At 33.3% G+C, this 13441-nt stretch carries 13 protein-coding genes; all 13 read left to right on the top strand.

Features of this window, described 5'->3' with window-relative positions; all coding sequences use genetic code 11:
* Positions 1-2: 2 nt before the first annotated feature.
* The 13 genes from glgD to hslV are packed head-to-tail and all read left to right on the top strand — an operon-like array spanning position 3 to position 13440.
* Positions 3-1118, top strand: coding sequence for a glucose-1-phosphate adenylyltransferase subunit GlgD (gene glgD / locus Y592_RS02325; protein ID WP_075665454.1), 1116 nt, complete (start codon positions 3-5; stop codon positions 1116-1118).
* A gap of 11 nt (positions 1119-1129) precedes the next feature.
* Complete coding sequence (locus Y592_RS02320; RefSeq protein ID WP_088368843.1) at positions 1130-2368, top strand: glucose-1-phosphate adenylyltransferase; 1239 nt, start codon at positions 1130-1132, stop codon at positions 2366-2368.
* Between the two features lie 12 nt (positions 2369-2380).
* Positions 2381-3373 (top strand): DUF4899 domain-containing protein, encoded by a 993-nt coding sequence (locus Y592_RS02315; RefSeq protein ID WP_075665452.1) that lies wholly within the window; start codon positions 2381-2383, stop codon positions 3371-3373.
* 10 nt (positions 3374-3383) lie between these two features.
* Entirely contained in the window at positions 3384-4379 is a 996-nt protein-coding gene (locus tag Y592_RS02310) for a 2-C-methyl-D-erythritol 2,4-cyclodiphosphate synthase (protein ID WP_075665451.1), read from the top strand.
* Between the two features lie 10 nt (positions 4380-4389).
* Positions 4390-4989, top strand: coding sequence for a hypothetical protein (locus tag Y592_RS02305; protein ID WP_075665450.1), 600 nt, complete (start codon positions 4390-4392; stop codon positions 4987-4989).
* Positions 4986-5762, top strand: coding sequence for a 16S rRNA (adenine(1518)-N(6)/adenine(1519)-N(6))-dimethyltransferase RsmA (gene rsmA, locus Y592_RS02300; protein ID WP_075665449.1), 777 nt, complete (start codon positions 4986-4988; stop codon positions 5760-5762). Before Y592_RS02305 ends, rsmA begins: the two co-directional genes overlap by 4 nt.
* A 30-nt stretch (positions 5763-5792) precedes the next feature.
* Positions 5793-6704, top strand: coding sequence for a methionyl-tRNA formyltransferase (fmt, locus tag Y592_RS02295; RefSeq protein WP_075665448.1), 912 nt, complete (start codon positions 5793-5795; stop codon positions 6702-6704).
* Positions 6694-7980 (top strand): methylenetetrahydrofolate--tRNA-(uracil(54)-C(5))-methyltransferase (FADH(2)-oxidizing) TrmFO, encoded by a 1287-nt coding sequence (gene trmFO, locus Y592_RS02290; RefSeq protein ID WP_075665447.1) that lies wholly within the window; start codon positions 6694-6696, stop codon positions 7978-7980. The genes fmt and trmFO overlap by 11 nt, the downstream gene beginning before the upstream one ends.
* Before the next feature lie 16 nt (positions 7981-7996).
* A complete protein-coding gene (murD, locus tag Y592_RS02285) occupies positions 7997-9277 on the top strand; it encodes a UDP-N-acetylmuramoyl-L-alanine--D-glutamate ligase (RefSeq protein WP_075665446.1) in 1281 nt (426 codons plus the stop codon).
* Positions 9264-11075 carry a translation elongation factor 4 gene (gene lepA, locus Y592_RS02280; protein WP_075665445.1) on the top strand — a complete coding sequence of 604 codons (1812 nt, stop codon included), beginning with the start codon at positions 9264-9266 and terminating at the stop codon, positions 11073-11075. The genes murD and lepA overlap by 14 nt, the downstream gene beginning before the upstream one ends.
* Positions 11062-11916, top strand: a complete 855-nt coding sequence (locus Y592_RS02275; RefSeq protein WP_075665444.1) for a phospholipase D-like domain-containing protein — start codon at positions 11062-11064, stop codon at positions 11914-11916. Before lepA ends, Y592_RS02275 begins: the two co-directional genes overlap by 14 nt.
* Complete coding sequence (locus Y592_RS02270; protein ID WP_075665443.1) at positions 11906-12913, top strand: L-threonylcarbamoyladenylate synthase; 1008 nt, start codon at positions 11906-11908, stop codon at positions 12911-12913. Before Y592_RS02275 ends, Y592_RS02270 begins: the two co-directional genes overlap by 11 nt.
* Positions 12910-13440, top strand: a complete 531-nt coding sequence (hslV, locus tag Y592_RS02265) for an ATP-dependent protease subunit HslV (protein ID WP_075665442.1) — start codon at positions 12910-12912, stop codon at positions 13438-13440. Before Y592_RS02270 ends, hslV begins: the two co-directional genes overlap by 4 nt.
* The last annotated feature ends 1 nt before the right edge of the window (position 13441 follow it).

Below are 13441 nucleotides of genomic sequence, written 5' to 3'. Positions count from 1 at the left end.
TTTTGAAGGTTTTGGGCTTAATCCTTGCAGGGGGAAAAAGCGAAAAGTTGGGGCCTTTGGTATATAAAAGAGCAAGTGCAGCGTTGCCAATTGGAGGAAAATACAGGTCTATAGATTTTACATTAAGTAATATGGTAAACTCAGGGATAATAAAGGTGGGAGTATTGACTCAATATAACCCAAGAAGTTTAATGGATCATCTTGGTTCTGGAAAAGAATGGGATTTGGATAGAAAAAAAGGTGGACTCTTTATTTTACAACCGTATATAGGTTTTTCGGGAGAATATTGGTATAAAGGGACGGCTGATGCAATATTTCAAAATATGACTATTTTAAGACGTGGTGAGGAAGACTATGTGCTTATAGGTTCTGGTGATCATATTTATAAGATGAATTATAATGATTTATACCTTTATCACTTTTCAAAGGGAGCAGATATTACCCTTGTAACTAAAGATTTAGATGATTCATATGACATGAGGGAATACGGAAGTGTTGTTGTGGATGATAATATGAGAATACTTCACTTTCACGAAAAGGTGGAAAATCCACCAAGTAGGAAGGCGTTTTTAGGAGTCTATTTTATGAATAAACACCTTCTAATGGAACTTTTATATTCTACTGTTCCAAACGGTGGAAATGATTTGTTGTTAGATGTTATACTACCTCGGATTAATGAATTGAACGTTTATGCATATGATTTTAAGGGATATTGGAGAAATATAAAGAAAGGAGTAAGAGAGTATTTTAAAATAAATATGGATATTGTTTGTGATAGAAATGTTAGAGATGAACTTTTTTACGAAAATGGTAAGGTATACACTAAAATAAAAGATTTTCCACCGGCAAAGTTTACTGCAAATTCAAGTGTAAAGAACTCCATAGTTGCAGATGGATGTATAATTTCAGGTATGGTAGAAAATTCCGTTATTTTTAGGGGAGTTATTGTTAAGGCTGGTGCAAAAGTTGAAAATTCCATTATTATGCAAGGTACGGTAATTGAAGAAGGGGCTGTTGTAAAGAACGCAATAATGGATAAAGATTGTTTAATAAGAGAAGGGCAGAAGGTTATAGGAGACTTTGAACCGGTTATTTTGGAAAAGAGAACAACGATTTAGGGGTGAAATTTGTGAAAAATGTTGTTGCGTTAATTTTAGCTGGTGGGCAAGGAACAAGGTTAGGTGTGTTAACTGAAAAAATTGCGAAACCCGCTGTTCAATTCGGTGGGAAATATAGATTAATAGATTTTACACTAAGTAATTGTGTGAATTCTGGAATATACAAGATTGGAGTGCTAACGCAATATAAACCACATTTGTTAAATAGACATATTGGTATAGGAAAACCATGGGATTTGGATAGGAAGGATGGAGGGGTTACCATACTCCAACCGTATTCCACTGAAGAAATCGGTGTTTGGTATAAAGGAACGGCAGATGCAGTGTATAGTAATATAGAATTTGTGGATAGTTATAGTCCAGATTATGTGTTAATATTATCTGGTGATCACGTATATTCTATGGATTATAATGAGCTTGTTGATTATCATCGAGCTAAAAGTGCATTAGCCACCGTAGCTTGTATGGAAGTACCACTTTCTGAGGCAAGCAGATTTGGAATCATGGTTACAGATTTGGAAAATAGAATAGTGGAGTTTCAGGAGAAACCAAAGGTACCAAAGTCTACATTGGCATCTTTAGGTATATACGTATTTCAATGGAACTTTATTCGAGAGATATTAATAGAAGATTCGAAGAATAAGAATAGTTCTCATGATTTTGGGAAAGATATTATCCCAAAGATTTTAGAAACAGAGAGAATTTTTGCATTTCCTTTTGAAGGATATTGGAAAGATGTGGGAACTATATATTCGTATTGGGAATCTAATTTGGAACTTACCAGACCTATTCCACCGTTTAACATTCATGATGAAAATTGGAGGATTTATACACATTCTGAGGAAATGCCACCGGCTTATATTTCAAAAGATTCCAAAACAAAAAATTCGTTGATCAGTGAAGGTTGTGAAATTTACGGAGATGTTTATAATTCAGTACTTGCACAAGGTGTAGAGATAGGAAAAGGAACTGTTGTGAAAAATTCCGTTATAATGTCTAGAGTAAAGATAGGTGATGATTGTGTGATTGAGAATGCAATTGTTGCGGAAAATGTCTTTATTGGGGATGGTGTAAAGATTGGAGTAGGTAATTTTTCAGAAAGTAAATTAAATAAAAAGATTTATAACTCTGAAATAACTGTTGTAGGTATGGATAGTGTTATAGAAAACAAAGTACAAATAGGAAAAAATTGTGTTGTGGGAAATGATAAGATAGTTAATAAAGATGTACCATCAGGAGAGTATATATAGGAGGGTTTTTAAATGGACCTATATTTTGTTAAGGTAAAAGGTAGAAGTAAGGCTACTGCTGAAGTTTTTTTGGGATATCTGTTTGGAAAAGTAAATAACGTGCCTGAATTTGATTTTTTAATGGTACCGCTTAGGTTTTCAGAAAGACTTGATGATGTAGATTTAAAAGCCAATATATTGGATTTTAGAGAAAATTTTGAAAAGTTGAAAAATGAACTTCTTCTAGATTCCGTGGTGGAAGATTTAACTTTGTCTTTTAACTCGTTTTTAAATACAATCTTTAACAAAAGGGGAAAAATAGCACTTGGAATAGAGTTAACAACATCGGTAAAAGAGAACGATATTGAGTTGTTAAAAGTTATTCTCTCAAATGTTTTAGAAGAATGGTCTCCAAAGGCTGATATAGAAGTTGTTGCTGAAGGGTTAACGCTTGAAGAGTATTCGGCGTACAATATAATGGATTTAAAAGAAGACTACGAGGAAACGATAATAAGGAAGTTGTATGAACGTACGGATTTAAAAGAATTGCCAGAATTTTTCCCAGTAATTGATCCTATTAACGGAGAATCTATTGTAAATTTTGATATTGGAGATGCAATTTATGTTGTTCCTGTAACATTTGGAAAAATTGAAGAAAAATTGAAAAATGCGTTTCCTAAGAATTTTTCGGATGATGGAAAGGTGTTACCTTTTCAAGGCAAGATAATTTCAAAAGAGCTAGTGCCCACAAGAAAAGGAACGCTTTATTTGTGTAAAATAGATTTGGGAAATGAAATTTATGGAAAGTTTATAATAAGCCCAACTTTTAAAATTTTATTTGATGAACAAATAATTATAGAAAAAGAAAAAAACAAAGAAAAAACAAAGCAAAAACCAAAGGTAAAAGTTGTAAAGCCCGCAAATTTAAACATGCCTTCTGGTTCTGAGATATTTTGGGCATTTATAACAACAATGATGTTTTCTGGACTTTTGATTATTATATTGTATTTTCTAAAAATACTGTAGAGGTGAGTGGATGAATTTTGTTAAAATAAACAAAGAAAATTACGAGGAGTGTGCAAAATTCATATACAATGAAAAGAAAGATTATTTTGATTATTTATTTAAGATGAATGCCTTTGAGATAATTAAAAAGGCATTGCTTTTTTCTATACCTCCGTTTTTAATGCAAAATTCGTTAGTTTGTGAGGAAAATGGAGAAGTATTAGGTGTGTTGTTGTATGCACCTAAAGATGCGTTTAGGCATAGATATGAAAAGTGGGTTAAAATACTGGGGCTTAAAGTATTGGGGACAGGCATGAAACTTGCGTCTGTTATTGGACAGATACTTTTAAATTTTACCGTGGATGATGTGTATATAATTTCTCTTTCTGGAAAGGATATTTCGATTGAATATGAACTTTTGTATAATTTTATAAATTCGCATGATTACTCAAGAATTCTGGTGGATGTTACAGAGAACTTATTGAATAAGTATAAAACAATGAACTTTTTAGAGGAAAAGAAAATAAATAATCGGTTAATTCGTATGACTAAAAAGTCAAAGATGAAGCATTGTAGCGGATTGGGATGGGATACACATCCGATAGTGAAGGGAAGGCAGTTAATATTAGGTGGTATTAAGATAGATGCGGGATTTGGTTTAAATGGACATTCAGACGGAGATGTAATTGTACATAGTATAATTGATTCTTTGCTTGGAGTATCGTTGAAAAAGGATATAGGAGTGTTATTTCCTGAGACAACAGTTCCAGAAGGGATAAGTAGTGTGTATATGCTAGAGAAGGTGTTAAATGCTATAAATCAAAAGGGTTATTTTCCCGAAAATATCGATTGTGTAGTTATAACGGATTTTAAACTAGGAAGTTATAGAGATAAAATATCAAAGAACTTGGAAAAACTTGTAAGGTGTCCTGTAAGTCTAAAGTTTAAAACGGGTAATGGAGTTTATCCAGAAAGAAATCTAAATGCTATAACTGCTATTTGTGTTAGTAACATAATTTCAATATAGAGGTGATAAAATGAGAAAGTTTCTACTTTTTGCTTTTTTAATGTTTTCGTTGTTTTCATTTTCAGAGATGTATAGTATAAAAATAGGTGAAACGCTCCTTGGGACTTCAGTGTTAAACGAAAAAGGGGATGTATATACCACTAAGACCATTATTGACTATGGCATGTTGTACACGATAGATTCTACAACTGTTTTTGTTGACAATTTATTTAAAGATTACATAGTTACTTTTACAGTTGATGGAAGTTATACGGGAAGGATAATTGGTAAGTACGATGGTAAAGTTGCAAAATTTATTTTTGAAACTTTGCAAAGTTCATACACGTATACTTTAAATAAAGAAAATTTATTTATAATGGATAATAATTTTGTATTGTCACATTTAAAAAGGATATTGGATTTTCCAAGCCCTTACTTTAATGTAGTTATTCCACAGCTTTTGTTTAATCCTTCAAAGACGGAATATGCTGTTGAGAATGTATCATTGAAGAAAAAAGGTGAGATATTTGAGTTGAGTTTTAGAGATGAAAGTATCAAGATAACATACCATATGGGAAATATAACTAGGATAGAGTATCCAGGGCATGTAGTGGTGGAGCTGATAGATTGAAAGTTTCAGATTATTTAAGGGAATACAACATTAAACTGTTAAAGAGTTTGGGACAGAATTTTTTGACAAATCAAAAAATAGCAAAAGAGATTGTTGAAAAAGCGGAAATTGATGAAAAAGATGTAGTTTTGGAAATTGGACCAGGGGCTGGGACCTTAACAGAATATCTTGTTTTGACTGGTGCAAAGATTATTGCCGTTGAAGTAGATAAAAGATTGATACCAATTCTAGAAAGGTTTAATAAGTTTGATAATATTCAAATAGTTTTTCAAGATTTTTTAAAGTTTGATCTTTCAATTCTTCCGAAAGATTTTAAGGTTGTTGCAAATATACCTTATTCTATAACAGGTATGATTTTAAAAAAAATTTTGTTTTCTCGCTTTTCAAGGGCGGTGTTAATGGTGCAAAAGGAGGTAGGAGAACGTTTACTTGCACCACCAAGATCAGATAGAAGCTTTTTGTCTGTTGTTGTACAAAATTTTACCGTAGCAAAGAAATTACTGAATGTATCTAAAGGAAATTTTATACCGCAACCTAAAGTTGATAGTGTAGTTTTGGATTTAAAAAGAAAAAAAGACTTTAAATACGATATTGGGGAGTTTTGGAATTTTGTTTCAAGGTGTTTTGAAGCAAAGAGGAAGACTTTGCACAACAATTTAAAGAAAATTACTGATATAGGGTGTTTTTCAGAATTTGATTTAAAAAGAAGACCTCAAGAATTGGAAAACGAAGAATTTTTAGAGCTATTTGAAAGATTTAAAGGATGCAAATAGCATCCTTTTTTATTAAAAAGGAGGGAACATATGAAAATCCTATTTTTAGGGACACCTGATTTTGCAAGAACTCATTTGGAATATCTAATTGAAAATGGTTTTAATATAGTTGCCGTAATTTCTCAACCTGATAAACCAAAGGGAAGGGGAAAGAAGATTTCCTTTACACCGGTAAAAGAAATAGCATTAAAGTACAATATCCCGGTTTTCCAACCAAAGAGTTTGAATAAAGAAGGATTAAAAATTATAGAGGAATTTAAACCTGATGTAGGCGTAGTTGTTGCGTATGGTAAATTATTAAAACCTCCATTTTTAGATGCATTGGAGTTTTTTAATGTACATGCGTCTTTGCTCCCAAAATATAGGGGTGCTGCTCCTATACAAAGGGCTTTGGAAAACGGGGAAAAAGTTACTGGTATTACTATTTTCAAAATAGGAGAAGGTATGGATGATGGGCCCATAGCCCTTAAGGGAAAAGTGAATATTGGTAATTTTGAAACTTTTGGAGAATTGTATTTAAAGCTTTTGAATGTTGGTAAGAAGTTACTTGTAGAATTCTTAAAGAATTATCCACTAAATCTTACTCCTCAAGAAGGAGAAGTTTCATTTGCACCGAAGATATCAAAAGAGGACTTGGTGTTAGATTTTTCAAGGCATTTTTGTAAGGTAAAAGATAAAATTCGTGCGTATGATCCATTACCTGGTGTAAAAGTGGATTTTAACGGTAATTTTGTAAAGTTATTTGGTGTTGTTGATTGTATAAAAGAAAATACTAAAGAGTATGGTAAAGTGGTTGCAATAGATAAAGAAGGTGCTTTGATATCTTGTGAAGGTGGATATGTAAAGATAAAGTATATACAATTTCCAGGGAAAAAAAAGATGACATTTTACGATGCAAAAAACGGTGGATTAATCAAAGAAGGTGAATATTTTGGTGGTTAATATCGTAGGAGGAGGCCTTGCAGGAGTTGAAGTTGCGTGGAAGTTGTTAAAAAAAGGTATAAAGGTTAGAATTTTTGAACAAAAACCGAAGAAATTTTCACCGGTTCATAGGAGTGAATATTTTGCAGAGTTAGTGTGTAGTAATTCCCTAAAATCAGAGAGTTTGAAGAATGCCGAAGGAATATTAAAGGCAGAAATGAGGTTATTGGATTCTTTGGTTTTAGAATGTGCGTATAAAAATAGGGTGCCTGCAGGTAAAGCCTTGGCTGTAGATAGGGAGGCATTTTCAAAATGTATAACTGATGCAATAACTTCATTTGATAACGTAGAGATAATTAGAGAAGAAGTGGAAGAAATAAAAATAAATGATGAAATATGGGTAGTTGCAACAGGTCCTACTACAGATGGAATTTTTGCAAATTGGCTTTCAAATTTAACAGGAGGTTTTCTAAATTTTTTTGACGCAGTTGCACCTATTATCTCTGGAGAGAGTATAAACTTTGACAAATGTTTTTTTGCAGATAGATATGGTCAAGGTACAAAGGATTATGTTAATTGTCCTATGACAAAAGAAGAATACGAAAGGTTTTATACAGAACTTGTTAATGCTCAAATGATTGAAATGAAGGATTTTGATAGAAAGTTATTATTCGAAAGATGCCAACCAATTGAAGAAATAGCAAAAAGTGGTGAAAAATCACTGATTTTTGGTCCATTAAAACCTGTGGGATTAATTGATCCGCATACTGGTAAAATGCCATATGCGGTTATACAACTTAGAAGAGAAGACGAAAATGGTAATATGTACAATTTGGTAGGATTTCAAACTAGACTAAAGTGGAAAGAACAAGAGAGGGTAATTAGATTGATTCCAGGTCTTGAAAATGCCGAAATATTGAGATATGGCGTAATGCATAGAAACACTTATATTGATTCACCAAAGGTTTTAGATGAGTATTTAAGACATAAAAAGTATGAGAATCTATTTTTTGCAGGACAGATTGTGGGGGTCGAAGGATATGTTGAATCTGCAGCAACGGGTATATATGTGGGAATAAATATTTCAAGATTTTTGGAAGGGAAAGCGCCGGTTAAGTTACCCAAAAAGACGATGCTAGGTGCCCTTTTAGATTATGTAATAACGGCAAAGAATTTAAAGCCCATGTATGCAAATTTTGGACTTGTTGATGTTAAGATGCGAAAAAAAGAAAAGAGGGAGAAATTACATGAGTTTTGCCTTGAACAAATGAGGAAGTTTGTAAATGTGTTAAAATAAAGTAGAGGTGATCTGTTTGAAATATTCGCTAATGGGATTTGGAATAAGTAACAGGGAAATTTTAAAGTATTTGCTTAAAAAAGGTGAGGAAGTTTTTGTAAGCGAAGGAAAAAAATTAAGCAAGTCCGATAGAAATTTTTTAATTGAAAATAAAGTGCCTTTTGAGGAAAATGCTCATACTGAGAATATATTAAATTGCGATAAATTAATAGTGAGCCCCGGTGTTCACTTTGATAATGTTGTAATAAGAAAGGCAATGGATTTGGGAATAGAGGTGGATACGGAGATCTCCTTTTGCCAAAAGGAATTTGAAAAAATAGGATGGCATCCATTTATTATAGCGGTAACGGGATCTGTTGGGAAGAGTACTACGGTTTCCATGATATACCATGTATTAAATAAATACAAGAGGACTCTGCTTGCTGGTAATATCGGTATACCTGTAGCTAAACTTTTAAATGATAATTTAATGGCAGATTATTTGGTTTTAGAAGTAAGTAGTTTTCAATTATTCTGGGCAAAGTACTTTAAGCCAGACGTTGCTTCTATATTGAATATATACCCAAATCATTTGAATTGGCATCCAAATATGGAGCATTACATTTCTTCAAAATTTAAGATTGCAAAGTTTCAAAGTGAAAGGGATTATTTTGTGTACAACCCAAATGATAAGTACATTTTAGATAATTTGTATAGGGTTAATGCGCAAAAAATTCCATTTGAGTTTAGTTTCAAAATGGAAGATTTGCCGGTACACCTTAGATATAAGCAGACAGTTGAAAATGTAGCTGCTGCAAAAGCTATAGTTGAAACTATGGGATTTAAATTTCAGTTTGAATTTTTGGAAGATTTTGAAAAATTACCGCATAGAATGGAATATATTACGGAAATAGATGGTGTGAAGTTTTTTAATGATTCTAAAGCAACCAATGCAATTGCCGTTATTAGGGCTATTGAGAATTTTGATAACAACTTGCACCTAATTATGGCAGGTATAGGCAAAAATGAAGATTACACTTTTCTTTCTAAAATAATAAAAGAAAAGGTGAAGACTGTTGCGCTTGTGGGCCCCATTGCCGATGATCTGATACCATATTTTAATGGAATAAACTATTTTAGGGTAAACACGATTAGTGAAGCGTTAAATAAATTGGTTGAAATTGCCCAACCAGGTGAAGTAGTTATGTTAAGTCCTGGCGGTGCAAGTTTTGATGCATTTAAAAATTTTGAGGAGCGAGGGGAATATTTTAAGCAACTTGTAATGCAGCTAAAGGAGGGAAAGAGTGAAAAACGTTAGAAACATAAGTATAATAGCACATATAGATCATGGAAAAACTACATTAAGTGATAGGATTTTAGAGCTCACCGGTGCTGTTGATGAGAGAAAGATGAGGGATCAATTTTTGGATAGTATGGATATAGAAAGGGAACGTGGGATAACAATAAAATCGCATCCTTTAAGGGTTTTCTACAAATCAAAGAAAGATGGAGAAGTTTACGAAATAAATATAGTGGATACTCCAGGACATGTGGATTTTACATATGAGGTGGATAGAAGCCTTGCAGCGGTTGAAGGAGCTATTTTGCTTGTTGATGCATCTCAAGGCGTGCAGGCCCAAACTGTGGCAAACGCTTACAAGGCGGTAGAGCACGATTTGGAAATAATCCCTGTTATTAACAAAATTGATCTGCCAAATGCGAATATTCCCGAAACAGAGCAAGAGATAGAAGATTTAATAGGTATTCCAAGTGATGAGATATTAAAGATAAGTGCAAAAGAAGGGATAGGTGTTGAAGAGGTTTTAGAAGCAATAATAGAGAAAGTACCTGCACCTTCTGGAAATCATAATGGAAAACTTTCTGCACTTATATTTGATGCAAAGTATGATAAATACAGAGGGGTAATTACGTATATTAGAGTCTTTGATGGTGAAGTAAAAAAGGGTGATAAGATAATGACTTATTCAAACAAGCAAGTATACGAAGTTGTGGAAGTTGGAGTTTTTACCCCGGAAATGACTCCAATAGATAAGTTAGAAGCAGGAGATGTTGGATATGTTATTGCTGGTATAAAAGAGGTCTCACTTGCAAAGATAGGAGACACTATTACAAATGCAAATGATCCTGTAAATACACCTCTTTCTGGATATAAAGAGGTAAAACCCATGGTTTTTGCCGGAATGTATCCAGGTGTTCCAGAGTACTATGAAGAACTGAGGAAAGCCCTCGAAAAGTTAAAATTAAACGATTCAGCCTTAACTTTTTTCCCAGATCATTCTCCGGCGTTGGGATTTGGGTTTAGGTGTGGTTTTTTGGGACTTTTACATATGGATGTGGTAAAGGAAAGGTTGGAAAGAGAATTTGAAATGACGGTGATTTTGACTGCTCCAAATGTTGAGTATAAAGTAATTTTGAAAAACGGTGAAGAATTGATAATTAACGATCCTGCAAAGTTCCCAAATGAATCGGAAATTCAAGAGGTTTATGAACCATACGTAAAACTTTCTATAATTACGCCTCCTGAATATTTGGGGAAATTAATGAATCTAGTCCAAAATGAAAAAAGAGGTACTATGATAAGTACGGAGAATGCGGGGTTTGAGAGGGTGGTTTTAAATTTTGAGGTACCGCTATCGGAGATTATTTTCGACTTTTTTGATAAAATGAAGGCTTTAAGTAGAGGTTATGCATCAATGGATTATGAACTTATTGGGTATAGAAAGAGTGAACTTGTAAAGGTTACTGTTTTGGTGAATAAAGAACCTGTTGATGCTTTATCGATAATTGCTCATAAAGATAAAGCATATGCCACTGCAAGAAAATTAGTGGATAAACTTGCAGAGCTTATTCCTCAACATCAATTTGAGATTCCAATACAAGCTAAAGCGGGAGGAAGGATAATTGCTAGATCAACTATAAAGGCTTTGAGAAAAGATGTGCTTGCCAAGTGTTATGGTGGAGATGTAACAAGAAAAATGAAACTTTTGCAGAAACAAAAGGAAGGAAAGAAGAGATTAAGAGAGATTGGTAATGTTTCTATTCCGCAAGAGGCGTTCCTTGCACTTTTGAAGGTTGGGAAAGATGAAACTAAGTAGTTTGGTGTTTTTACTTTTCACCATTGTTGTCTTGTCAGTAGAAGTGTATTTTACGGAATTTTGTGATTTAACAGATGTAGTGGTTAATTTTGTAAACAATTCAAGGCAATTTTTGTACATTTCATCGTTTAGTATAGATAAAAATGAAGTGATAGATGCAATAAACAAATTGTATAAAAAAGGTGTAGATGTAAGGGTGATTTTGGAAGTACCGAATGCAAAGTTAGAGAGTCCAGTGTTGAAAGATTATGAAAGTTCCTTGCACCATGCAAAGTTTATGGTAAATGAAAATGGAGTTTTGTTTGGTTCTGCAAATTTTACCGAAAGTGGCTTGGTTGAAGGATTTAACGATATGTTGTTTTTTGATAATTATGTTATTGAGTTTAAAAAATTATTTTTGAAACTTTGGAATGAAGGGGTTATAATTAGTTTAGATGATTTTTTGGTGGTAGGATACGATGATGTGGAAAGAATTTTGTTAAAATTAATGCAAGGTGCAAGAAAAAGGATATATTTGTGTGTGTATGCGTTTACTAATCCAAATGTTTTGGCAATGTTGAAGTATAAAGAATCAAAAGGTGTGGATGTGAAAATAATTACAGATAGTTGGTTTGAAAGGTATGCACTTTTTGATTATCCGTACAGGTTTATAAAGATTATTAAAGATAGAATGTTGCATCATAAGTTTGTGATAGTGGATAATTACGTTTTTTTGGGTTCTGCAAATTTTACTAGAAATGGTTTAAATAGAAACTACGAAATATGTTATATTTCAAAAACTTTAACTAAGAAGTATTTAGAAGTTTTTAACTTTTTGTGGAGGAGAAAAAGTGGAAACTAAAGTCTTAAAGATAGAATCATCGGTTGAAATAAACATTTCATATCCTTGTAAGGTGATTAGAACAGGAGGGTTAGTTGCCTTTCCAACTGAGACAGTCTATGGTTTGGGAGCAAGTGTTTTTAATGAAAAGGCAGTTGATAGAATTTTTGAAGTTAAGGGACGTGCAAAAGATAATCCTTTAATAGTTCATGTTAATTCTGTTGATATGTTGTATAAAATAGGAAAAGTAGACGAAAAATATAGGACTATAATTGAGGATATAACTCCTGGACCTATTACTTTTGTTGTAAAAAAAAGGATGCAGCTTCCAGATAATGTAACTGCTGGACTTGAAACAGTGGGAATTAGAATTCCCGCACATCCTGTTGCTGAGAAACTTTGTTTATGTGCTGGGCCAATTGCCGCACCTAGTGCAAACCTTTCGGGAAAACCCAGCCCTACCGATGCGAATGCCGTTATTGAGGATTTATACGGGAGAGTAGAATGTATAATTGATGCAGGAGAAACACCATTTGGAATTGAATCAACGATAATAGATCTTACTGGGGATAGACCTGTGATTTTGAGACCTGGGCCTGTTACAATCGAAAAGTTAGAAGAGATTTTTGGAGAAATTGTTGTACCTGATTTTGTTAGAGATGCAAGGGCTGTTACAAACCCGAAGGCTCCTGGTATGAAGTATAGACATTATGCTCCTGAAAAGCCCGTTTATATTTTTGGTTTGAGTATTAGAGAAAAGATAAAAAAGTTTGTGGAGAAAGAAAATGGTGTTATTTTATGTCCAGTGGATCATAAAGATTTTTATCCACGTGATAGGGTAATTGTATTGGGAACCCTTGAAAATCCATACACGATAGCTCAAAATTTGTTTAGGATTTTGAGGGAATTTGATAAAACTAAATTTAATGTTGCATATGTTGAAAAACTTGAAGAAAAAGGAATATTATTTTCGGTGATGAATAGATTAAAGAAAGCCGGTATGGAGGTGCAGTTATGAGGTGGAGATCTACAACGGTGGTATGTGTAAGAAAAGGTGATTCTGTAGTGATGGTATCAGATGGACAGGTTACGTATGGAAGTACTATAATGAAGGGAAATGCAAAGAAAGTGAGGAAAATGGGTGATGGAAATGTTTTAGCGGGATTTGCAGGATCAGTGGCGGATGCAATGGCACTTTTTGATAGATTTGAGACAAAGTATAGAGAATGGGGAGGAAATTTATTAAAAGCAGCAGTGGAACTTGCGAAGGACTGGAGAACTGATAGGGTGCTACGAAGATTAGAAGCTCTACTTTTAGTTGCTGATAAAAAATATACCTTTATAATTTCTGGTACAGGGGAGGTAATTCAACCAGAAGATGATATTGCTTCTATAGGTTCTGGTTCACCTTATGCCATGGCTGCGGGAAGGGCTCTTTTAAGACATACGGATTTGTCAGCTAAGGAAATTGCGCTTGAGTCTATAAAAATTGCGAGTGAAATTTGTATCTATACAAATAATAATTTTACAGTCGAGGAGTTGTAAA

Source organism: Thermosipho sp. 1070 (genome assembly GCF_001682135.1).
In the GTDB taxonomy this organism is placed as follows: Bacteria; Thermotogota; Thermotogae; order Thermotogales; family Fervidobacteriaceae; genus Thermosipho; species Thermosipho affectus.
Note: the sequence above shows the minus strand (reverse complement) of the source record. Positions and strands in the feature narration are given on the sequence as shown.